The organism is Hydrogenophaga atypica (genome assembly GCF_042665215.1).
Taxonomy (GTDB): Bacteria; Pseudomonadota; Gammaproteobacteria; order Burkholderiales; family Burkholderiaceae_C; genus Hydrogenophaga; species Hydrogenophaga defluvii_A.
In genome coordinates, this window is sequence record NZ_JBHTCA010000029.1 from 1 (window position 1) to 20681 (window position 20681).

Sequence of the window (20681 nt, forward strand, 5' to 3'; positions counted from 1 at the left end):
CGCGGCCCAGGCGGGCAACGCGGCGGCGGCGGCACCGGCGGCCAGGCGGGCATCGGCCGCGCCGGCGGCGGGCGCCTGGGTGGCGGGCGCGCCGGTGACGGGGTTGTGGCGCGTGAAGACCGCGCCCGAGGCGGCGTGCGCGCCCTGCCCCGCGATCAGCATCTGTAGGGTGTTCATGCCGTGTCGCTCCTCACAGGCCGTGCATGTCGCACAGCAGCTTCGCGTGCATGCCGCCATCGGCGGGGATGTTGGCGCCGCGTACCCAGGCCGAGGCGTCGGACAGCAGGAAGGCCACCACCGGCGCGATGTCGCCGGGCCGGCCGGGGCGGTCCATCACCCGCATGTCTTCCTCGGCGCGGGCGCCCAGGGTCTGGATGAAGTCGCCCAGGATGGGCGTGTCCACCGGGCCGGGGCTGACCGCGTTCATGCGTATGCCACGCGCGCGCCAGGCCCAGCGCTGCTGGTGGGTCCAGGCGATCAGGGCCTCCTTGGCGAAGAAGTAGCTGCGCGCGCCCGCGATGCCGTGCCGTTCGCAGAAGGCCTCGACGCCGTCGAAGTCCAGCGACTCGCTGGCGCGCAGGGCCGGCACCGCCTGCGGCCAGCCCATGCCGGCCAGCGAGGCCAGGTTGACGATGGACGCGCCATCGGCCAGCTTGGGCACCAGCTGCAGGGTGAGCTGCCTGAGGCCCAGCAGGTTGACCTTGAGCACCTGGGCCGCCGGCCGCGTGGGTGGCACGCCGGCGATGTTGGCCAGGCCGTGGGCGCCGCCGGGCAGCTCGGCCACCAGGCGCCGGATGTCGGCGGGGTCGGACAGGTCGGCCTGGACGAAGCGGCCCGGGGCGGCGGCGGGCTGCACGCGGTCGACCGCGATGACCTCGGCGCCCTGCCCTGCCAGCAGTTGGGCGGTGGCCGCGCCGATACCGGAGGCGGCACCGGTGACGATGATGGTTTTGTTCTGGAACACGGGGTCTCTCTCGGTGGAATGTGAGCGGGCCTCAGACGGCGTCGGCCAGGGCCTCGGCGCGGCTGCGGTAACCCTCGGGGTGGAAGCGGCCGTTGGCCTCGCGGAAGGCGTAGGCGTAGTCAGGCCACACCAGGGTGAGGCGGCGGCTGCGCTCGTCCACGTACCAGCTCTTGCAACCGCCGGCCAGCCAGACCGTGCCCTGGGCACGTGTGTCCAGCGCGTCCATGTAGTCGGCCTCGGCCTGGGCATCGGCCTCCAGCACGGCCAGGCCGTTCTGCCCGGCGTGGTCCAGCGCGCCCAGGATGTAGTCCACCTGGGCCTCGATGATGTAGACCACCGAGTTGTGGCCCAGGCCGGTGTTGGGGCCGTTGATGATGAAGAGGTTGGGATAGCCGTGCACGGCGATGGAGTCGTAAGCCTGCATGCCCCGGCTCCAGTGATCGTCGAGGTTGACGCCGTCGCGGCCGTGGATGAGTTTCGCGAAGGGCGGGCGGGTGGCCTCGAAGCCGGTGGCGCAGACCAGCACGTCCAGCTCGAAGCGTTCGCCGCGCGCGCTGATGGCCACGCTGCCCTCGACGCGGGCCAGGGCCGAGGCCTCCAGCCGCACGTTCTCGCGCGTCAGCGCGGGGAAGTAGTCGTTGGAGATCAGCACCCGCTTGCAGCCGATCTCGTAGTCGGGCGTGAGCGCCTGGCGCAGGGTGGCGTCGCTGACCTGGGTGCCCAGGTGGCCCAGCGCCAGCGCCTTGGCCTCCGACACGAAACGCGGCAGGTTGCGGCGCTGGGCGAAGTTGTATTCACCGGTCCAGAACAGCTCCGAGCGCAGGCGCTCCATCACCGAGGGGTCGCGGGCGAACAGGCGCTTCTCGGCCTCGGTGTAGCAGCGGTTGGCGCGCGGGATGATGTAGGGCGCGCTGCGCTGGAACACCACCAGCTCGCTGGCCAGCTTCGCCATCTCGGGCACCACCTGGATGGCCGACGCGCCCGAGCCCACCACGCCGATGCGCTTGCCCTGGAGTTCAACGCCATGGTTCCAGCGCGCCGAGTGGAAGATCTCGCCCTGGAAATCGGCCAGGCCCGGGATGTCGGGCAGGTGCTCGTCGGCCAGGTGGCCCGGGCAGGCGATCAGCACCCGGCAGGTGATGAGGCCGCGCGAGGTGTCCACCCGCCATTGGCCCTCGTCCTCGTCCCAGCGCGCGTCCAGCATGGTGGTGCCCAGGCGTATGTGGGGCAGCAGGCCTTCCTCGCGGGCGCAGTCGCGCAGGTACTGCTGGATCTCGCCGCCGGGCGAAAACACCTGCGACCAGTTCGGGTTGGGCCGGAAGGAGAAGGAGTACAGGTGCGAGGGCACGTCGCAGGCGACGCCGGGGTAGTGGTTGTCGCGCCAGGTGCCACCCACGTCGTCGGCGCGCTCGATGATGAGAAAACCGTGTTGGCCGCGCCGCTTGAGCCGGATGCCCAGGCCGAGGCCGCCAAAGCCCGCGCCCACGATGAGAAGGTCGGTGTGGGTCGTGGCCGACCCCTGCTGTGTGGTGCTCATGTTGTGGTCCGTTGGGAAAGGTTCAGGGGCGGGCGGCGGGCAGGATGCTGCCGGCCGGGTGGGCGGCGGGGTCGCGCAGGAAGTGGTCGATCACGCTGAGCAGCTCGGCCGGGCGTTCGAACACCACCGCGTGGCCCGAGTCGATCTCGGTGTAGCGGGCGTCCTCGATGGCGCCAAACAGCTGCTGGCTGTGGCCACGCGGCACCATCTGGTCCTGGCTACAGCCCACCACCAGGGTGGTGGCGCGTATGCGCGGCACCAGCGCGCTGATGTCGATGCGGCTGTTGAGGTCCATCTGCTGGTCCACAAAACCGTCCAACGCGATCCGGTTGGCCATGTCGGTCAGCTCTTGCGGCGTGCGTGCGGCCACGAAACCGGAGCTGAAGGCGCAGAACAGCATGTAGTGGCGGATGGCCTCCGAGCCGGTGCGGCGCAGCTGGCGCCAGATGCCGTTGCGCCACTGCTGGTGGCCATCGGTCTTGATCCAGCCGGCCACCAGCAGCAGCTGGCGCACCTCGTCCGGCCGTTCGGCGGCCACGGCGGCGGCCACCACGGCGCCCAGCGAATAGCCCATGAGGGCCACCGGCCGGCCACCGCCCACCACGTCGATCACCGCGCCCACCTGGCGCACCAGCTGCGCCAGCGTCAGCTCGCCGCCCTCGGCCGGTGGCCGCAGGTCGATGGACACCACGCGCTGGCGGAAGGACAACATGGGAAAGAGGTAGCCGTAGTGGCTGTCGGTGCTGCCGGTGCTGCCGTGCACCATCACCAGCACGGGGGCGCCGGCCTGGCCGTCGCCGGCGCTGAAGTAAGGCACCTCGGTGCCATCGACGGACACGCTGGCCGCGTGCCGGTTGAAAAGATTTGTCGTCATGTCAGTAGGTGGCTCGGCCACCGGAGAGGTCAAACACGGCGCCGGTGGAGAAGCTCACCGACGGGCTCACGAGAAAGGCGACCATCTCGGCCACCTCGTCGGGCCGCCCGGCGCGGCCCATGGGAATGCGGCCCAGCAGCTCGGCCTTGACCTGGGGGTCGAACCAGTCGCTGGACAACATGCCCGATTCGATCAGTGCGGGCGCGATGGCATTGACCACCACACCTTGTTTCGCCAACTCCTTGCCCAGGGTCTTGGTCATGGCGATGACGCCGGCCTTGGCCGCCGCGTAGGCGCCACTGAAAGGATGGCCCTCCATGCCGGCGGCCGAAGCCACGTTGAGGATGCGGCCGTAGCCCGCCCGCACCAAATGCGGCACCACCGCGCGGCACATCAGGAACTGGCTGGTGAGGTTGAGGTCCAGGTCGCGCCGCCAGGTGGCCAGGTCAACCTCCCACAGCGGCAGCATGGCGCTGCCCATGCCGGCGTTGTTGACCAGGATGTCCAGGCGGCCAAAACGCGCCAGTGCCAGGGCCAGCGCCTGCGGGCCCAGCGCGGGGTCGCAGACGTCGCCGACCAGCGCCACGCCGTCCTGGCCACGCGTGGCCAACTCGGCCACCACCTGCTGCGCACCGGCCTCGTCGCGGTCCAGCACCAGCACGCGCGCACCCTGGGCCGCCAGCTTGAGGCAGACCGCCCGGCCGATGCCGCCGCCGGCCCCGGTGACGATGGCCACCTGGCCCGCCAGGGGCGTGTGTGTGTTTGTCTCCATGTTTGCCCTGAAAGTCCGATTAATGGACTGATTTTCAAATCAGAAGACGGAATGAAATCGCCTACTTCTTCTGTGTCAGGACATAATCTTAAGTGTTGATGGTCATCACCACCCACAAATGAAGTCCATTCAACGGACTCACACCCACCACCAGAGACACACCATGGACGAGACCCCCAAGACGCAGGTGATCGAACGCGTGGCCCAGGTGCTCACCGCCATCTCGCGGCAGGGCGCGGCCGGCGCGCGGCTCAAAGACATCGCGCTGGACACCGGCATCGCCCGCCCCACGGTGCACCGCATGCTGGGCGAGCTGGCCGTGGTGGGCTTCGTCGCCCAGCGCGAGGACAAACGCTACGCCCTGGGCCCGGCGCTATTCTCGCTGGGGCTGTCGGCGCCCAACCCGATACGCGACCTGAACGCCATCCGCCAGATCGCGCAGGGCCTGGCCGATCACTGCGGCGACGTGGTCTACGTCGCGCTGCGCAAGTTCGACGGCGTTCACTACCTGCTGCGGGTGGAGGGCAACTACCCCATACGCACCCATGTGGTGTCGGTCAACGACAGCAAGCCCTTCACCGCCAGCTACTCGGGCCTGGCGCTGCTGGCCTCGCTGGACGAAGGCGAGCAGCGCATCGCCATCAACCGGCTGGCGCTGGACGCGCCGCGCGACTGGGTCGAAAAACACCGCCGCCAGCTGGAGCGGCAGATCCGCGAACGCATCGCCGAGGTCCACACCCTGGGCTACTGCGCCGGCAAGAACATCGTCATGCCGGGCATCGCCGGCATGGCCGCCCCCATCCCCTCGGCCACCCGTAAGCCCTACATGACGGTATCGATCTCGGCGGTCGAGGAACGGCTCACCGCCGAACGCGTCAAGCAACTCGCGCCCCGCCTGCTCAAGGCCGCACAGGACATCGCCCACTTCATCGACTGAACCCCATGCCTACACCGCCCACCACCCCTTCTCCATCCACCCCGCGCCCCGTCGCCATCGTCACCGGCGGCCTGCGTGGCATCGGCCTGGCCACCGCCCGCCAACTGGCCCGCGACGGCTTCGACCTCGCGGTGATCGACCTCGCGCCACCCGGCCCCGACTGCGAGGCCGTGCTGGCGTCGCTGGCCGAACACGGTGGCCGGGCCCGCTACCACCCGCTGGACATCGCCGACCTGGCGCGCCACGACGACACCCTGGCCCAGATCGAGCACGACCTGGGCCCGCTGTGCTGCCTGGTCAACAACGCCGGCATCGCCGCGCGCCCGCTGACCGACCTGCTGGAACTGGCGCCGGCCGCCTTCGACCGCTCGCTGGACGTGAACCTGCGCGGCAGCTTCTTCCTCACCCAGGCCTTTGCGCGGCGGCTGCTGGCCATGCCCGTCGACCCGGCCCTATGCCGCTCCATCGTCTTCGTCACCTCCATCGCAGCCGAGATGGCCTCCACCGACCGCGCGCAGTACTGCGTGAGCAAGGCCGCCCTGTCCATGACGGCGCGCCTGTTCGCGGCCCGGCTCGCGCCCCACGGCGTGGCGGTGCACGAGGTGCGGCCCGGCTTCATCCAGACCGACATGACCGCCTCCGCCGGCAGCGCCACCATCGACCAGTGGATCGCCGAAGGCCGCGTGCCTATGCCCCGCTGGGGCAAGCCCGAGGACGTGGGCCTGGCCATCAGCACCCTGGCCAGCGGCCGCATGCCCTACATCACCGGCCAGCCCTTTTGGATAGCCGGTGGGCTCAATATCGCGCGTGCAACCTAGTATTTCAGTAAGACTGCTGATCCGGCATCATTGAACTTAAGGCAATGCTGAAAAAGTCCCCGCTGGACTGGGCGTCTGGGTAAATTACGGGGTCATGAAGCAGCAGACCCTTGCCATGGCAGCCGACGCACAGTCGGGCTTTGAACAGCATCGCAAACCCACGCGGCGCGACGAATTTCTCAAGACCATGGATGCGCTGGTGCCGTGGGTTGCGCTGTGCGATGAAATCGCACCGCACTACCCCAAGGCAGGCAATGGGCGTCCACCCATCGGTCTGGAGCGCATGTTGCGTATCCATTTCATCCAGCACTGGTTCAACCTCGCCGACTTGGCCTGCGAGGAAGCCCTGTACGACAGTGCCAGCCTGCGCCGCTTCGTTGGCATCGACCTGGGTTGCGAGCCCGTGCCCGACGCCACCACCATGCTCAGGTTCCGCCGCCTGCTCAACGACAACAAGTTGGGCGAAGCCCTGTTCGCACGCGTGGGTATGGAACTGCAGGCGCGCGGCATCAAAGTCAACACCGGCACCATCGTTGACGCCACCATCATCGGCGCGCCCAGCTCCACCAAGAACGCCGACAAGGCCAGAGACCCCGAGATGCACCAGACCAGCAAGGGGCAGCAGTGGTGTGTGTCACGAACACAGGCGGCAGACCTGTGGTGCTGTACTGAAGATGGGAGTAGGCCTCCCGAAGTCGGCTTGCAGGAGCAGGCTTCAAACCACCCGGTGCTGCTGCGTTCAAAAGGCGCGGTGGTGAGCGACCGGGCGAAAGTCATCCCAATAGGGGTGGCAGGTGTGTATTGAGAAGATGAGCGAAAGCAAACCGTCCGACGACGCATCGTTATGCCTAAAGCGCTGTCAAAACTGAGGTGGACCATTGGCTTCAGGATGAATCGGGGCGATACCTGTTTACGGACCCGATGGCAGCCGGTGTAAAGGCGGCATGATCTCAATACAGGCTTTGGTACGGAACGTGAGAACCTCTCTCCAGATGTGAAGGGAAATGACAAATGGCAAACACCATGAGGAAGAATACCGATGCTGGGGCGAGGGGCGGAGCTTCCCGTAGTAGCGATGAAGCCTTTGTAATGGAGGTGGAGCGAAGGGGAGGCGTTATCCTGCCGACGAATGTTGCCAACCTCCGGGGATGAGCGGCGTGAAATCGGCGAAACCTTACGGCATAGCGAAGCGCACGGTATGGGAGGCATACCAGCAAGTCAAGGCCAACCGAGGTGCTGCCGGGGTCGACGATAAGACCATCGCTGACTTCGAGCAGGACCTGTCAAAGAATCTGTACAAGTTGTGGAACCGGATGTCGTCGGGGTCGTACTTCCCGCCGCCGGTCAAGCAGGTGGAGATTCCAAAGGCGTCGGGGGGCACGCGCAAGCTGGGAGTGCCCACGGTCTCTGACCGTGTTGCGCAAACCGTCGTCAAGCTTCTCATCGAGCCAGAGCTGGACCCGATCTTCCATCCGGACTCTTATGGGTACCGGCCGGGTCGGTCGGCGAAGCAAGCCGTGGCGATCACTCGTGAACGCTGCTGGCGGTATGACTGGGTGGTGGAGTTTGATATCCAGGCGGCCTTCGATCACATCGATCACGGTCTGCTGAGGCTCTGTTGCATAAACGGAGCCCCTGCGAGGATTCGGCGGGCAGCCCAAAATGACTTGAACCCCATCATGGGCCTGACCCGTCGCTTAATGGCCCGGTGGTCCTGCTCAACAATGTTGTTCAGGTACTTTGACTGGCGCAGTTCAATGGCCAGTCCGCTGTCCGCCATCAACCCTCTGACAGCAGCGGTGTTCGCCCCGCTCTTATCGATGGTGATCTTCTCGGGTACATCGTGCAAGTTGATGGCCTGCTCGATAAAACGCCGCACCGCTGCCTCGTCACGCCGGGCAGTGAGTAGAAAGTCCACGGTCTGGCCCATCCGGTCAACGGCACGGTACAGATACTTCCATTGTCCCCCCACCAGGATGTAGGTCTCATCCATGCGCCAAGAGGTACCGACTGCGCGTTTTCGTCGGCGGAACACACCGGCCAAGACGGGCAGGATCTTCAGGGCCCAGCGATGGACAGTGGCATGGTCGACGCACACGCCACGCTCGGCCATCATTTCTTCCAGGTTTCGCAAGCTCAGCGGGTAGGACGCGTACCAGCGAACGCATACCAGCATGACCTCCAACGGAAAGTGCACCCGTTTGATTACGCGGCGCAGGGTCGAGTTTGCCAATTGGAAATGCAGTGGGGCCATGCCCCATTGTCTATGCGCGGCTTACCGCGACAGTACCGGGTGGGGTTCTCTTTGGTTTAAAAATTTGGTAGGATATGGGTCGTTTTAAACCCAACACCAAGGAGGCGTCATGATTGCAGATCGCATTCGTCAAGCACGATTGGCGGCAGGTCTGACCCTGGGTGCGTTGGGCGAACAGGTGGGTGTTTCTCACACCGCCATCCAAAAGTACGAGAAGGGTCTTCTGACGCCCTCGTCGTCTCAGCTTCTCAAGCTGGCCCGCGCCTGCGGCATCCGGACCGAGTACTTCTTTCGCACGCATTCGGTCGAGCTGCTGCAGCCCGAGTTCCGCAAGCTCTCGACCTTTGGCAAGACGGCGCAGGATGCGCTGAAGATCAAGGTCGTCGAGTTGGTGGAAAAGCGCGTGGAGTTGCTCGGTGCCTTTCCCGAGCTTCCGTTCCCGGCGTTTGCACCACCCGCGAACTTGCCTGAACACGTCGCCTCGCCGGATGAGATCGATGCGTTCTCGGATACGGTTCGCAACGCATGGCAGCTGGGGCTGAACCCGATTGCCGACCTCACCGACACCCTCGAAGGCCTTGGCTTGCTGGTCATCGTGGTCGATGAAGAAAACCCAGGCTTCTCTGGCTTGACGGCCAAGGCTCGAACCGATGATGGCCGGGAGTATCCGGTCGTGGCTGTTTCCAAGCGCTGGCCTGGTGATCGACAGCGGTTCACCCTGGCGCATGAGCTGGGGCATTTGCTGCTCGAAGGACGACTGGCTGACGGCATCGACGAAGAGAAGGCCTGCGACCGTTTCGCCGGTGCATTCCTGGCTCCGCGTGTCGCGGTGTTGCAGTTGCTTGGGGCACAACGTCATGCGCTGGAATGGCAAGAGCTGTACGTGCTCAAACACGAGTTCGGCCTATCGATGGCCGGATGGCTGCAGCGCGCAAAACAGTGTGGCGTGATCACCGAGGCTGCTCACCTTTCGATGGTGAAGCGGTTTTCGGCAAAGGGCTGGCGCAAGAACGAGCCGGGCGACCCGCTGCCGCAAGAGCAGCCACGACTGTTCGATCAGTTGGTGTACCGCGCCCTGGCCGAGCAGTACATCTCCGAGGGCAAGGCAGCGGAGCTGCTGGGCATCCCGATGATGCGCTTCCACAAAGAACGCCAGTTGGAGTCATCGGATGCGGTTGCTCATCAGTGATGCCAACATCTTGATCGACATGGAGGCAGGAGCGTTGATGGAAACGCTCTTTCTGCTTCCGATGCAGTTCGGCATCCCTGACCTGCTGTACTACGAAGAAATTGAGCCAGGCAGTCCAGGCCTTGAAGACCTGGGCTTGCAGATCATGGAGGTCAGCGGCGACTTCGTGGCGTATGCCCAGCAGTTGCCAGGCCAGCACAACCACCTGCTTCCGGCGAAAAACGGCCCCAAGCCCAGTCACAACGACTACTTGGCACTGGCGCTTGCGAAGCAGGAGGCCTGCACCCTGCTGACGGGCGACACCAACTTGCGGGTTGTCGCCAGCAAAGAGCAGGTCAGCGTCATGGGCACCATCGGATTGTTGTGCGCCATGATCGAAAACCAGTTGCTGACGGTCGACGACGCCTTCAAGGCACTCGACAGAATGAAGTTGGGCAAACGTCGGTTGCCCTGGCCAGACGCCGAAAAAATGCTGAACGCTTTGCGTTGACCAACCATTTATAAAGCTGCCGCTTTGCCCTGGAACTTTTCGTTGAACACGACTGCAGCGGGCATCAAAGATCAGAGACATCCTTGAACACAGCGCACGTTGCCGCCCGCCCCACCGTGAAGTGTAGTAATACTGTTACGAATACGACGTAAAAGTGTGACTCTGGACGGCATTGCCTCCAAAATCACGGGGCGGCTCCATATAAACCATTGATTTATATGGAGATCGTTGTACTAGGGCCTGTTAACACAAACCGCGAAGTCCATCCGCCACCAGGACAAAGCTGAGGAAGCCGAGAAACATGGCGTCGAGTTTCTCGAACCGAGAGAAGATTCGTCGATAGCCCTTCAAGCGCCGAAAGAGCCGCTCGACCTCATTGCGCCGCCGGTACATGGCTCGGTCGTATTCCCAGGGGTCAAGACGTGTCCGCGTTGGAGGAACGACGGGAATGAACCCCAAGTCCAGGGCCAATTGGCGTGTTTCGTTTCCTTCGTACGCACGGTCCATGAGCAGGTGGATTGGCCGACTCGTTGGCCCCAAGCTTTGCAGGAGACGGCGGCCCTCAGGGGCATCATGCGCCTGTCCGGGCGACAGGCAGAAAGTCACAGCCGTTCGAGCATCCGCGGCAACCAGATGAACCTTGGTGTTCCATCCGCCTCGGGACTTGCCGATGGATTGCGGGCCGTTTTTTTTAACGCACCGGTGCCGTCTGGGTGAACCTTGATGCTGGTGGAGTCGAGCGAAACGGCTTCGATGCGAATGCGCACCACCTGCTCGCGCTGGAGTTCCTGGAACATCTTGTCCAGTACACCAGCCCTCTCCCACCGGCGCATGCGGGTGTAGATGGTGTGCCAGTTGCCAAACCTTTTGGGCAGGCCACGCCATTTGCAACCGTGCTCGGCCACGTAGAGCATGGCATTGACCACCTGCAGGTTGGTCATGCTCACGTTACCGCGTTGGGTCGGTAGGCAGTGTTGGACACGCGCAAACTGTTCGGGTGTGATTTCCATGCCCGACAGTGTCGCCCATCAACCCCATTTAGGAAATTAGTGTTAACACGCCCTAATTCTGTGACTTCGTCGCAAAAGTGCCGTCCGGCACTGGACCGCGTCATCCACTCGACCTCCGACCCTCGGGTTGCCAGGGCACTTCAAAGCGTCCGCTGCTGCCCACAGCGAAGGCAAGTCAGGCCGTCACCGCCGTACCCAGCTCGAAACGCAGCGACGCTCCCAACGCTGCACTGGCACGGGCCAGCGTTGCCAGAGTAACGCTGGTGTCCTTCTCGTCGAGCAAGCGGTTCACGACCATGCGACTCGTATGCATGCGCGCGGCCATCTCGGTCTTGGTGACCTTTTGAGCCTTCATGGACTGTGCGATCTGCCAGGCGATCACACGCTTCACAGCAGCGGCCATGGCCTCTTCTCGCAAACCATCCTCGTCGAGAAGGTCATCAAAATCGCTGCCGATGTGCTTGTTCATCATGAGCTCCTACAGCTTCTTTAGGCGATTACGGGCTGTCTTCAATTCGTTGTCCGGCGTCTTCTGAGTCTTCTTCACAAAACCGTGCAGCAGCACCATCTGCCCGGCCTTCGCGGTAAACAGTACGCGCGCAATGCCGTCGGCAATATCGCAGCGCACCTCCCACAACCCCGGCTCCATCTTGCGCACCAGCGGCATGCCCAAGGGCCACCCGTATTGGACAGTCTTGATGTCGATGCCAATGGTCTTTCGATCTTCCACCGTCAACTCGCGCAACCAGTCCCGCACAGGTTCGGTGCCGGCCTCGGTGCGAAAAAAGACAACCGAGAGTATTGGCTCGTCCATGCGGCAATGGTATCAAAATAAATACACTTTTGTGCGAGCAGAGCTGGGGCCAATCACAATGCACAGCGAAATACCCCGAGTGTCTGCCCTGCTCAACCCGCCCTTCTGGCACAGGCCATCACCGCTCGAATGTGCTAGCGGCATCGCTCAGCAACAATGTGAAAACGCATCACCAGCAAATCAAGAATCGCCCGCCCGCGCATCAACTGTTGTTCGACTCCGAAGTGCGCAAGCCAGTGTACGACTGCGGTCGGTGGGTGCAGGCTGGGGACAATGAGCGACTGCGGGTGTGTCATGCCCTGCCACCGCATCGCCGCCATCATCCATGCCACGACGGCGGCGTCGCTGGCACAAGCGGTCACGGTGCCACTGGCTGGCTCAAAGCTGTGGCTGATGCGCAGAATCGCCGCTGTCGCACGAGAGCCGATGGAGCGGCGGGCGCGCCGCAGCAACGCCTTGATCAGCACCTCGCAATCAAACAGCAGGTCGCGCGTCGTGTGCTCAACTGGCGAACCATAGGGGGGCAACCTGCGCGCATCAGCACCCAGGATAAAACGGCCAGTCAAGATGCTGTGCCGACTTGGATAGCTTGGCGGACGTCGCCGTGGCCGCCTCAGCGGTGTGACCTCTGCCTGCACGTCCCACGACCATTCGATTGGTGGCACGAGGATGGGCAGAACCATGGTTTCACCTACCCACTTTGGGTGCTCTCGCGCACCGTCTGTCGCGAGGCCACATAGCCGGAATCACGAACGGCGCGCTCCCAGTGCCCCTCCGTCGGCTCAAAGCCCAGCGTGTCCCACAGGGGGCCGTTAAGCAGAACCGTCTCCACAGCACGCGTGAAGTAGTCCATTGGAACCTCAACAGCCCCTGGCAGCTGAGAGCGTGCATGGGCGTGGACAAATGCTGCCCACAAGCCATGGGCGTGTTGCGCCAGCCGCATGCCTGCGCCATAGGCTTGCGGGTAGAAAAACTCGGCAAAAGTCGCACCCCCATCCTCCGGGTAGCGGCTGATGTCGTAGCTGGCCAGGCAGGTCGCCGCGTCTTCGGCTCGCGCGATGCCGCGAAATTGGAGCTGCTCGATCATGAAACGAGCGACGATCTGCTCGTCACCGGAGAGCTGGTATTGGGCTTTCTGTGCCAGCAGCTGCGGCTGACCGACCAGGAACGTGATGAGGTGGATACCGTGGCGGGCCAACTGGTCGTGGACGTCGCGCAGCCATTCGAGTCCATGTTTTGAGAGACGCTGCGCCTCATCGCACATCAACACAACAATGTGACCCGCGTGCACCTGAGCCTGCTCGGTGATTCGGCACAGCAGCGCAAATCGTTTGTCGGAAATCGACTTCGGTAGTGGCTGGCGGACTCCCGCTGCTGACAGCAAACTGTTGAAAAAGGGGCCTTCGAAATCCGAACGGTGGTGCTCACACGAGAGACGCAAAACCACGATGTCCGGCCGGTGCTTGGCCAGGTGAAGGGTCAGATAGTCGATGGCCTGAGTCTTGCCGATCCGCGGCCTCGCATACACCAGTGCACCGGGGATCAGGACGCGGACGCAGTGCTCGACCAGATCGACGAAGGATTCGATGGCAGCCGTGGCAACCCGATAGTGGCGCCGCGCCAGCGGATGGGTCTGGAGTGAGAGGCTGCCACCGGTCTTGGCGGGCAGCACAGTTGTTCGCGCCCGTGCCGTGTCGGCAGGTGCAGGTGATGGGTTCGATGCCATGGTGGCTCCTACTCAGTACACCTGCCCGGGCTCGATCCGAAGTTTTCTGGGCTTCACGGGGCCGATGGGCAGTTGAGCGGCCAGTACTTCCGGCAGGCTATTGCCGATTGAGGTGGAATCCGAGACAGGATCATGGGTGCGGGTGTTTTTGATCTGACGCACGCGCTCGTGCTGCACACGTGCAACGTCATTGGCGGCCCGCTTGCGCTTGGTGGCCTCGCGTTTGCGCAGATGGAGAAACGCCTCGATCGGGTCCTCACCCATCGCGAAATTCAGCTCACGCTGACGCTTGGCCTTGTAAAAGGCCTGGCGCAACCATTGGGAATGGCGTTCGGTGCGCCAGGCACCGCTGGCCAGCAGCGGATCGAGAATTTCGCCATCTGCGGTCGTGGCCAGCACGGTGCGCAGGTCGGTCGGATCAACGTGGACACGCAGGTGCTCGCCAAGCAAGCTGGGCCGGCGAGTGAGTTGGTCGCTGGTGTAGCGCACGTGCAGGTAGCTGATGTGCGCCCGCTCGCCGCGAGCCAGGTTGCCGCGCACTCGGCACAGCACCGGGTCGTGCAGCAACTGCGGGTGCTTTCGCAATATAGGGTGCAGCCTTCGCAGTGAGATCGGCTCAGTACGAATACCCGCCAATTGCTGGTGCATTGCCTCCAATGGCGTGAGTCCACCCAATCCCGCGTGAGGCGTGCCGTGGTAGTTCCAGATCGTCATCGCGAGCAATTCCTCGAGCTCCTGGGCAGTGACGAGCAGCTGCAGGGAATCCTTCGGGTCACGAAGGCGTTTCACTGCCAGCTTGAGATTCGCTGGGTCAATGCCACCGGGCAGCCGTCGCGCCAGCGTGGTCGTCATGGTGCCGAAGAACCGCTCCACGAACGGCCTGTCGTCTGGCTGGTAGGCTGGACCGAAATCTGCCGTGCAGCCCAGGGTCTCGCAGACCACGTCCAAGCTGGTCGTTGCCAGGTGGGCCCGGGCGTTGTCGAGGCGGATCTGGCGCCAGCAGGCGTATGTCGTCTGCTCAAAGGTCTGCGTGACAAAACCACCAGTGGGCAGAAGCTGAAGCCCTGGCAGCGTGAGCTCTGGACGGTGCATCGGGAGCAGGGCCCGTTTCATGGTCTCGATGGCATCGAAGCGGTTGCACTCCCGAGACAAGCTCAAATGCCAACCAAGCACGCAGCGCGTCGCAACGTCGATGATCGCCAGCAGCCAGATCCGCTCCATCTCCACCACGTGCTCCCCACCCAGAGGGTCCCGTTCAAGCAGGACTTTGAGTCGCAAGTCGAGCTTGTGGGCATCAAACTCGACCGTGTCGTATGCACGCAAGGCGGCACGCTCGGTGTGCCGTAGTGCCGAACTGGGCTTGAAGCGAGCACCGGAGGCGCGGAGTGCCAGCGAGCAGTCGTCCTCCAGCCAGGCGAGCAAGAGGCGGCCGACCGAACGCACGGCACGGTCCTTCTGGTTGAACGGATAGTCCGTAGCGCCCAGTCCCAGCGCGCGGCACGTCGCATGGAACCGCGCGATTGCGCCCTTGACGTTGTAAAGACGGCTGCCATCACCGCTGGGCCTCAGTGTGACCCGGCGCTCTGTCAGTTCGTTGCGCAATTGCTGATACAGCCTCGGATAGCGCTGCAAGAGCTGGTCAAAGGCCCCGGCATTTCCGGCCTTCGTGTGGGTAAGCACTTGGGGTGCCGCGACGCGTCGGTAGGGTTCTACCCGTGCACGAGGCACCAGTGCCCGAAAACCCCACAGGCGACCGTCGTGATGAGGCTTCTGTCCACGGGAGACCATGCGCAAGACGGTCCCACGGTGAACGCCCAGGGTGGTCTCGATATCGGTCAACGCCCTGCCCTGCGCATACGCCTCCACTGCGCCACTTCGCAGCTGAAAGACCGCACGATCTGCTTCGGGCAATGCCTTGGCGTCGACCTGTGGCCAGTCGCCAAGGGACAAACGTACAGAGGGATGCAGGATCTCCGGCGTCACAGTCACACCCGCTTGAATTGTGTTGTTCCAGAAAGGGGAGAGGTGACAAGGTCAGGACTCACCACCCTCCCCTCCACCACCAGCGCATACAGCGCTGCCTCGACCTCGGTGGCATCTCGGTCCCTTAACTGCCAAAGGATCTCATCACGCGTTCGCCAGGTATCGGCGAAAACTACAATGGACTGGGCGAGCAACTTGTCTGGGAACCGACGCCAACTGGCCAGGTGAGGCATGATCTGCGACCAATTGGCGACCGGTATGCTCCATCCGCGAAGGGCCTCAGGGTCAATCAGGCGTAGCGCCAATTTGTGCACTCGCTCAGGCTCAGTGCCGTCGGTGTCTTCTCCGAAGGAATCCTCGGAAGGCGGGTGGTGGAGCAGCCAAAATTCCCCCAACGGGAGGTCGCGCGTCTGCACCCAAAAATCGACCATCCGCCCTCGCCGTCCAGGTAAAAAGGCTGGCCGCTCACAAAAGCACTGCACCTGCGGGTTCGCCTCCAACGCAAGCCAGAGCTTCCAAGCGTCATAGCCGCCCAAGCTCGCACGACGGCCCAGCTTCGGGCTGAAGACCTCAAGCCGCCGCCGACCAAACCCGCGGGCAAGCGGCAGTGGCCTCAAGTAGACATGCGATCGTCCATCAGTAGACCGTGGCGCGAACATAGTTGAATGATGCGCCGCAAGCTGCGTACACGCAAGAGTCCCAGTCTTACGTCACAGGTAGAGATCGGACCATTTTTACTACCAAAATTTTGGAAGTAATGTTCTGACGTCCGCGACCAACGTTAACCATCCTTCACTATGAAGAAGGCGTGAGTTGCTCGTTCCACTATTACTACTCTTCACGGATGGACAGTGGCATGGTCGACGCACACGCCACGCTCGGCCATCATTTCTTCCAGGTTTCTCAAGCTCAGCGGGTAGGCCGCGTACCAGCGAACGCACACCAGCATGACCTCCAACGGAAAGTGAAGCCGCTTGATCACCCGGCGCAAGATCGAGTTTGCAAGTTGAAGATGCAGTGGGGTCATGCCCGATTGTCCCCGACTGCCTTATTGCGACAGAACCTCTGTTTTTTACACCACAACCCCGCGGGGCTCGCTCCGCTGGGGGCGGGTTCCGCCCGAACCTTCGAGGAACCCGCCATGAACGTGCCCCTGAATACCGAACAGCGGCTGTAGGTCATCCCCTGCGGCGATGGCCACACATGCCTGGGCTTCGACAACGCGCGCGGTCATGCCGACCAGATCGCCGCCCACCTGGAGCGGCCCGAACTTGCCTTCGTTGCCGGCGACCACGGCTCGCTGGACGGCTACGCCAAGTACCTGGGCGCCATCGATGCCTGGGCTCGCTCGCCGCTGACGCGGCAGGCCTACTTCACCCCCGGCACCGACCCTAAGGCGGCCCAAGCGCTGGAGAGTTGCCGGCGCGATGGCCACAAGGTGCGGCTGGTGCTTGGCGACACCGTCACCGGCCAGTGCTGGCTGAATGAGCACGACGTGAGCGGCCGCATCGGCCGCTCGGCCGCCCCCTGAAGGTGCCGCCGCTCATTGAGCCTGGCGAAGACGGCGGCACAGCCATTCTGACGAACTGCCTGCTGCGGCTGGTCAATGTACCGGAGACCATGCAAGATCAATGCAAGCTATTTTTGCGAAAGAACCCTAGCCAACTGCGCTGGGATCCCTCTCGCCCCTCCAGTAAGGGAGCTCAAGCCGGTTCCCCGCGCCCGGCCCCCCCCGAGCCGTCCAGCGATCTCCGACGGCTCCTTAACCAGCATATACCCGCTTCGGCGAAGTGGCAGCGCACTGCTCATTCGCATACCGCGGAGGCAGCCGTAGCTATCGAAATTCGCCACTCGCCATCAGCTTTCCACGCGGGTGGCCTTGACTAGCTTGACAACCTCTGTGACACAAGGAATAATTGTCTCACTTATCGACATTCGTATCATTTTTCGAGATGATCAAATTCCAAATACACGAGACAAGGGATGAGATGACCAGTCCTCCACCAATTCTTGAAGCCCGGGGATTAGCGAAGGAGTTTCGCGGCTTTGCGGCAGTTGACGGATTGAACCTCCAAGTTCGCGAAGGCTCAGTCCACGCGCTGATTGGGCCCAATGGCGCGGGCAAGACCACAGTCTTTAACCTCCTCACGAAAGTGTTGAAGCCCACCCGGGGGCACATTTGCTTCCGCGGAAACGACATCACGGCAAAGAGTACGGCCGACATCGCTCGCTTGGGCGTGGTCAGGTCCTTCCAGATTTCTGCGGTCTTTCCCACCCTTACGGTGAAGGACAACCTCCGAGTGGCCCTGCAGCGGCCGAATGGCCTCTCTGGTCAATGGTGGAAATCTCTTAATGCCCTGGACAGACTCGACGAGCGCGCTTACTCGCTTGCCGAGGATGTGGACTTGGGCAAGTACATGAAGCACCGAGCAGGTGACCTTCCCTACGGCAGAAAGCGTGCACTGGAAATCGCGACGACGCTTGCGTTGGATCCTGTGATGCTCCTTCTTGATGAACCGCTGGCAGGCATGGGCCATGAGGACATCGAAGGCGTTACTCAACTGATTGACCGCGTAGCCAAGGGCAGAACCGTCCTGATGGTCGAGCACAACTTGAAAGTGGTCGCAAAGCTCTGCGACAAGATCACAGTCCTTGCACGCGGCCAGATTCTGGCCGAAGGGACCTACACGGAAGTAAGTAGCAACCGTGAAGTACGCCAAGCGTACATGGGTAGTGCCGCATGAGCAAAATCGTTCTGAAAGTTGAAGGCCTGCATGGCGGCTACGGCGATAGCGAAGTGCTGCACGGCGTGGACCTCGAAGTCCGCCGCGGCGAGACCCTCTCGATGCTCGGACTCAACGGCGCAGGAAAGACCACCACCTTGCGCGCAATAACTGGGCTCCTGAAGCGGCGAACGGGAAGCATCCGACTGAACGGCGCCGAACTCATCGGCAAGCCCATTCATTCGATAGCTCGCCAAGGTATCGGCTACGTGCCAGAAGAGCGGGGAATTTTTGCCGCTCTGACCGTGGAGGAAAACCTTCTCTTGCCTCCAGCCATTGCAGTTGGAGGTCTAGACATCAAGGAAATTTACCAGCTGTTTCCCAATCTGAAGGACCGCAGCCGGAGCGCTGGCACGAAGCTGTCGGGTGGGGAGCAGCAGATGCTGGCCATTGCCCGGGTGCTCCGCACTGGCGCCCAGTTTTTAATTCTTGATGAGCCGACCGAAGGTCTAGCACCGGTGATTATCGACCGCATCGGCGATGTACTGACCTACCTGAAGGAACGGGGCATGACCATCCTTCTCGTTGAGCAGAACTTTTCTTTCGCGCAACGCGTTGCAGACCGATTCGTCGTGATGGACCACGGCGTCATCGCAGACACGTTCCTTTCAAGCGAACTTGGTGACCGCAAAGCGGCTCTGCAGGCGCAACTGGGGGTTTGAAGAATGACCAATATTTTTGAAATGCCTCTACAGGCCGTTGCCGGCCAACTGCTCATCGGGCTTATCAACGGTTCCTTCTATGCACTCTTGAGCCTCGGTCTGGCCATCATCTTCGGCCTGCTGAAAGTGATTAACTTCGCGCACGGCTCTCTCTATATGCTTGGAGCTCTGTTCGCCTACCTCCTGCTGAACTGGCTGGGCATTGGCTTCTGGCCCGCACTCATCATCGCCCCGTGCCTTGTTGGAGCCTTCGCGCTACTGATTGAGCGTCTGCTGCTTCGGCACATCTACGGCCTAGACCACTTGTATGGTCTGCTACTCACCTTCGGGTTGGCCCTAGTGATTGAAGGCGGCCTGCGTGAGGTGTTCGGTTCTGCCGGCCTGCCATACGCAGTGCCAGCGGCTCTTACCGGGGTCTGGGACACAGGGTATGCCATTGTCCCGAAATTCCGCGGTTTCGTCGTCATTGCCTCACTGACCACGTGCATCGCCGTATGGCTCCTGATTGAACGAACGAAGCTGGGCTCCATCCTGCGCGCTTCGACCGACAACCCGCTGTTAGTCCAAGCATTCGGCATCAATGTGCCAGTGCTTCTCAGCGTGACATATATGCTGGGAGCGTCGCTGGCTGGTCTCGCTGGCGTTCTTGCCGCCCCCATCTACCAAGTTAGCCCGCTGATGGGCACCAACATCATCATCATCGTTTTCGCAGTCGTCGTTGCTGGGGGCATGGGCTCAATCGCCGGTTCTATCGTGACCGGCTACGGCTTGGGTGTTCTCGAAGCGCTGACCAAGTTGGTCTACTCGCCCGCTTCCAACATTGTCATCTTTGTGGTGATGGCCGTTGTGCTGCTTGTGCGACCCGCAGGTCTGTTTGGGCGTGAGGAGTAAACGCTATGAATACCAACAACCCTTCGTCCGCGCCCGGACTGCGCCTGGGAGTTGCCTTGGGCTTTGTCCTGCTTGCGCTGGCTCCCTTTGTCGTCTATCCACTGTTCCTCATCAAGATTATTTGCTTCGCGCTTTTCGCTGCAGCTTTCAATCTGTTGATTGGATACGCTGGCCTACTGTCCTTCGGACACGCTGCACTCTTCGGCGGCGGCTCATACCTCGCTGCCCATGCCCTGAAGCGCTGGGGAGTCTCGCCCGAGGTCGCGCTGCTGATTGGGACGCTCTTTGCCGCAGCACTAGGTCTCCTCATCGGTGCGTTGGCGGTGCGGCGCCAAGGCATCTACTTCGCCATGATTACGTTGGCGCTGTCGCAGATGGTGTACTTCCTGTTCCTCCAGGCACCGTTCACTGGCGGTGAGGACGGCATTCAGTCAGTTCCGCAAGGCAAGATGTTCGGACTCATCAACCTCGAGAACCAGCTGACGCTCTACTACACCGTTGCCGCCATCGCAACAGGCGCTTTGTTTCTCCTCTGGCGAATTATTCATTCGCCGTTTGGAAACATCCTGTGCGCGATTCGAGACAACGAAGCCAGGACGGTCTCCCTAGGCTACAGACCGACTCGATACAAGCTCGCAGTCTTTGTCATGTCGGCGGCACTTGCTGGGCTTGCCGGTAGTTTGAAGGCCTTGTCTTTCCAGCTGGCATCGCTGGTAGATGTCACGTGGCAAATGTCGGGCGAGGTCATCCTGATGACCCTGCTTGGAGGTCTCGGCACCTTCTTCGGTCCGCTCGTTGGAGCAGCACTCGTGGTGTGCATGCAGAGCTTCCTTTCCGCCACCATCATTCCCACACCAGTCATCATCGGCGTGACCTTCGTGGCATGTGTTCTTTCGTTCAGGAAAGGCGTGTTTGGCCAGATAAAGCATTGGCTGAAGCAACGCAAAAGGCAAGCGGGCGCGCCTCATTAAAAAAGC

Annotated in this window: 21 protein-coding genes and 3 pseudogenes; 10 read left to right on the top strand and 14 right to left on the bottom strand. The window is 62.6% G+C overall.

Translation table 11 applies throughout. The features are described from left to right. Positions 1-190: 190 nt before the first annotated feature. The 4 genes from ACFQPB_RS20845 to ACFQPB_RS20860 are packed head-to-tail and all read right to left on the bottom strand — an operon-like array spanning position 191 to position 4147. Positions 191-964: a coniferyl-alcohol dehydrogenase gene (locus ACFQPB_RS20845; protein WP_382227569.1), complete on the bottom strand. Its 774-nt coding sequence runs from the start codon at positions 962-964 to the stop codon at positions 191-193. A gap of 31 nt (positions 965-995) precedes the next feature. Next, positions 996-2501, bottom strand: a complete 1506-nt coding sequence (locus ACFQPB_RS20850) for a flavin-containing monooxygenase (RefSeq protein ID WP_382227572.1) — start codon at positions 2499-2501, stop codon at positions 996-998. A 22-nt stretch (positions 2502-2523) separates the two neighbouring features. Continuing rightward, positions 2524-3375, bottom strand: coding sequence for an alpha/beta fold hydrolase (locus tag ACFQPB_RS20855; RefSeq protein ID WP_382227575.1), 852 nt, complete (start codon positions 3373-3375; stop codon positions 2524-2526). Position 3376: 1 nt separating this feature from the next. Beyond that, positions 3377-4147 carry an SDR family NAD(P)-dependent oxidoreductase gene (locus ACFQPB_RS20860; protein WP_382227578.1) on the bottom strand — a complete coding sequence of 257 codons (771 nt, stop codon included), beginning with the start codon at positions 4145-4147 and terminating at the stop codon, positions 3377-3379. 163 nt (positions 4148-4310) lie between these two features. Between ACFQPB_RS20860 and ACFQPB_RS20865 the strand changes: the two genes are divergently transcribed. The 4 genes and pseudogenes from ACFQPB_RS20865 to ACFQPB_RS20880 form a co-directional block, all read left to right on the top strand. Further along, positions 4311-5084: an IclR family transcriptional regulator gene (locus ACFQPB_RS20865; protein WP_382227581.1), complete on the top strand. Its 774-nt coding sequence runs from the start codon at positions 4311-4313 to the stop codon at positions 5082-5084. A gap of 5 nt (positions 5085-5089) precedes the next feature. Next, a complete protein-coding gene (locus ACFQPB_RS20870) occupies positions 5090-5902 on the top strand; it encodes a 3-ketoacyl-ACP reductase (protein ID WP_382227583.1) in 813 nt (270 codons plus the stop codon). 94 nt (positions 5903-5996) lie between these two features. After that, positions 5997-6530: pseudogene (locus tag ACFQPB_RS20875) on the top strand (IS5 family transposase); the annotation flags it as partial. Between the two features lie 685 nt (positions 6531-7215). Next, positions 7216-7443: pseudogene (locus tag ACFQPB_RS20880) on the top strand (group II intron reverse transcriptase/maturase); the annotation flags it as partial. 56 nt (positions 7444-7499) lie between these two features. Here the strand turns inward: ACFQPB_RS20880 and ACFQPB_RS20885 are convergent. After that, positions 7500-8156 (bottom strand): IS6 family transposase, encoded by a 657-nt coding sequence (locus ACFQPB_RS20885; protein ID WP_382227585.1) that lies wholly within the window; start codon positions 8154-8156, stop codon positions 7500-7502. A 109-nt stretch (positions 8157-8265) separates the two neighbouring features. Between ACFQPB_RS20885 and ACFQPB_RS20890 the strand changes: the two genes are divergently transcribed. Beyond that, positions 8266-9345 (top strand): helix-turn-helix domain-containing protein, encoded by a 1080-nt coding sequence (locus ACFQPB_RS20890; RefSeq protein WP_382227588.1) that lies wholly within the window; start codon positions 8266-8268, stop codon positions 9343-9345. Then, positions 9326-9835 carry a PIN domain-containing protein gene (locus ACFQPB_RS20895; protein WP_382227591.1) on the top strand — a complete coding sequence of 170 codons (510 nt, stop codon included), beginning with the start codon at positions 9326-9328 and terminating at the stop codon, positions 9833-9835. Before ACFQPB_RS20890 ends, ACFQPB_RS20895 begins: the two co-directional genes overlap by 20 nt. A 243-nt stretch (positions 9836-10078) precedes the next feature. Here the strand turns inward: ACFQPB_RS20895 and ACFQPB_RS20900 are convergent. The 9 genes and pseudogenes from ACFQPB_RS20900 to ACFQPB_RS20940 form a co-directional block, all read right to left on the bottom strand. Next, positions 10079-10845, bottom strand: a protein-coding gene (locus tag ACFQPB_RS20900; protein ID WP_382227594.1) for an IS5 family transposase whose coding sequence is annotated in 2 segments (ribosomal slippage) — positions 10079-10530 and positions 10530-10845 — 768 coding nt in all. Because the reading frame shifts where the segments join, the coding sequence is not laid out codon by codon here. A gap of 175 nt (positions 10846-11020) precedes the next feature. Continuing rightward, positions 11021-11314 carry a helix-turn-helix domain-containing protein gene (locus tag ACFQPB_RS20905; RefSeq protein ID WP_382227596.1) on the bottom strand — a complete coding sequence of 98 codons (294 nt, stop codon included), beginning with the start codon at positions 11312-11314 and terminating at the stop codon, positions 11021-11023. Between the two features lie 9 nt (positions 11315-11323). Next, a complete protein-coding gene (locus ACFQPB_RS20910) occupies positions 11324-11659 on the bottom strand; it encodes a type II toxin-antitoxin system RelE/ParE family toxin (protein WP_382227599.1) in 336 nt (111 codons plus the stop codon). 134 nt (positions 11660-11793) lie between these two features. After that, on the bottom strand, positions 11794-12342 hold the full coding sequence (locus tag ACFQPB_RS20915; RefSeq protein ID WP_382227602.1) for a hypothetical protein: 549 nt from the start codon (positions 12340-12342) through the stop codon (positions 11794-11796). An 8-nt stretch (positions 12343-12350) separates the two neighbouring features. Continuing rightward, positions 12351-13385: an AAA family ATPase gene (locus ACFQPB_RS20920; protein WP_382227605.1), complete on the bottom strand. Its 1035-nt coding sequence runs from the start codon at positions 13383-13385 to the stop codon at positions 12351-12353. Positions 13386-13397: 12 nt separating this feature from the next. Continuing rightward, on the bottom strand, positions 13398-15368 hold the full coding sequence (locus ACFQPB_RS20925; protein WP_382227608.1) for a hypothetical protein: 1971 nt from the start codon (positions 15366-15368) through the stop codon (positions 13398-13400). Positions 15369-15370: 2 nt separating this feature from the next. Continuing rightward, positions 15371-15799 carry a hypothetical protein gene (locus ACFQPB_RS20930; protein WP_382227611.1) on the bottom strand — a complete coding sequence of 143 codons (429 nt, stop codon included), beginning with the start codon at positions 15797-15799 and terminating at the stop codon, positions 15371-15373. A 413-nt stretch (positions 15800-16212) separates the two neighbouring features. After that, positions 16213-16395: pseudogene (locus ACFQPB_RS20935) on the bottom strand (IS6 family transposase); the annotation flags it as partial. Between the two features lie 45 nt (positions 16396-16440). Beyond that, the gene (locus ACFQPB_RS20940; RefSeq protein ID WP_382227613.1) at positions 16441-16662 is read right to left on the bottom strand and encodes a hypothetical protein; all 222 of its coding nucleotides are present in this window, start codon (positions 16660-16662) and stop codon (positions 16441-16443) included. A gap of 658 nt (positions 16663-17320) precedes the next feature. Between ACFQPB_RS20940 and ACFQPB_RS20945 the strand changes: the two genes are divergently transcribed. From ACFQPB_RS20945 to ACFQPB_RS20960, 4 genes are read left to right on the top strand one after another with little or no spacing between them, the layout of a single operon-like run. Further along, positions 17321-18112: an ABC transporter ATP-binding protein gene (locus ACFQPB_RS20945; protein ID WP_382227616.1), complete on the top strand. Its 792-nt coding sequence runs from the start codon at positions 17321-17323 to the stop codon at positions 18110-18112. Continuing rightward, positions 18109-18813, top strand: a complete 705-nt coding sequence (locus ACFQPB_RS20950) for an ABC transporter ATP-binding protein (RefSeq protein ID WP_382227619.1) — start codon at positions 18109-18111, stop codon at positions 18811-18813. Before ACFQPB_RS20945 ends, ACFQPB_RS20950 begins: the two co-directional genes overlap by 4 nt. A gap of 3 nt (positions 18814-18816) precedes the next feature. Continuing rightward, positions 18817-19704: a branched-chain amino acid ABC transporter permease gene (locus ACFQPB_RS20955; protein WP_382227622.1), complete on the top strand. Its 888-nt coding sequence runs from the start codon at positions 18817-18819 to the stop codon at positions 19702-19704. Between the two features lie 5 nt (positions 19705-19709). Beyond that, positions 19710-20675: a branched-chain amino acid ABC transporter permease gene (locus ACFQPB_RS20960; RefSeq protein ID WP_382227625.1), complete on the top strand. Its 966-nt coding sequence runs from the start codon at positions 19710-19712 to the stop codon at positions 20673-20675. Positions 20676-20681 lie beyond the last annotated feature (6 nt).

Excerpts from the sequence above, each read along its gene's own strand:
- ACFQPB_RS20850 (WP_382227572.1), bottom strand. The coding sequence starts at position 2,501 with ATGAGCACCACACAGCAGGGGTCGGCCACGACCCACACCGACCTTCTC.
- ACFQPB_RS20855 (WP_382227575.1), bottom strand. The coding sequence starts at position 3,375 with ATGACGACAAATCTTTTCAACCGGCACGCGGCCAGCGTGTCCGTCGAT.
- ACFQPB_RS20860 (WP_382227578.1), bottom strand. The coding sequence starts at position 4,147 with ATGGAGACAAACACACACACGCCCCTGGCGGGCCAGGTGGCCATCGTC.
- ACFQPB_RS20865 (WP_382227581.1), top strand. The coding sequence starts at position 4,311 with ATGGACGAGACCCCCAAGACGCAGGTGATCGAACGCGTGGCCCAGGTG.
- ACFQPB_RS20870 (WP_382227583.1), top strand. The coding sequence starts at position 5,090 with ATGCCTACACCGCCCACCACCCCTTCTCCATCCACCCCGCGCCCCGTC.
- ACFQPB_RS20885 (WP_382227585.1), bottom strand. The coding sequence starts at position 8,156 with ATGGCCCCACTGCATTTCCAATTGGCAAACTCGACCCTGCGCCGCGTA.
- ACFQPB_RS20890 (WP_382227588.1), top strand. The coding sequence starts at position 8,266 with ATGATTGCAGATCGCATTCGTCAAGCACGATTGGCGGCAGGTCTGACC.
- ACFQPB_RS20895 (WP_382227591.1), top strand. The coding sequence starts at position 9,326 with ATGCGGTTGCTCATCAGTGATGCCAACATCTTGATCGACATGGAGGCA.
- ACFQPB_RS20905 (WP_382227596.1), bottom strand. The coding sequence starts at position 11,314 with ATGAACAAGCACATCGGCAGCGATTTTGATGACCTTCTCGACGAGGAT.
- ACFQPB_RS20910 (WP_382227599.1), bottom strand. The coding sequence starts at position 11,659 with ATGGACGAGCCAATACTCTCGGTTGTCTTTTTTCGCACCGAGGCCGGC.
- ACFQPB_RS20915 (WP_382227602.1), bottom strand. The coding sequence starts at position 12,342 with ATGGTTCTGCCCATCCTCGTGCCACCAATCGAATGGTCGTGGGACGTG.
- ACFQPB_RS20920 (WP_382227605.1), bottom strand. The coding sequence starts at position 13,385 with ATGGCATCGAACCCATCACCTGCACCTGCCGACACGGCACGGGCGCGA.
- ACFQPB_RS20930 (WP_382227611.1), bottom strand. The coding sequence starts at position 15,799 with ATGGTCGATTTTTGGGTGCAGACGCGCGACCTCCCGTTGGGGGAATTT.
- ACFQPB_RS20945 (WP_382227616.1), top strand. The coding sequence starts at position 17,321 with ATGATCAAATTCCAAATACACGAGACAAGGGATGAGATGACCAGTCCT.
- ACFQPB_RS20950 (WP_382227619.1), top strand. The coding sequence starts at position 18,109 with ATGAGCAAAATCGTTCTGAAAGTTGAAGGCCTGCATGGCGGCTACGGC.
- ACFQPB_RS20955 (WP_382227622.1), top strand. The coding sequence starts at position 18,817 with ATGACCAATATTTTTGAAATGCCTCTACAGGCCGTTGCCGGCCAACTG.
- ACFQPB_RS20960 (WP_382227625.1), top strand. The coding sequence starts at position 19,710 with ATGAATACCAACAACCCTTCGTCCGCGCCCGGACTGCGCCTGGGAGTT.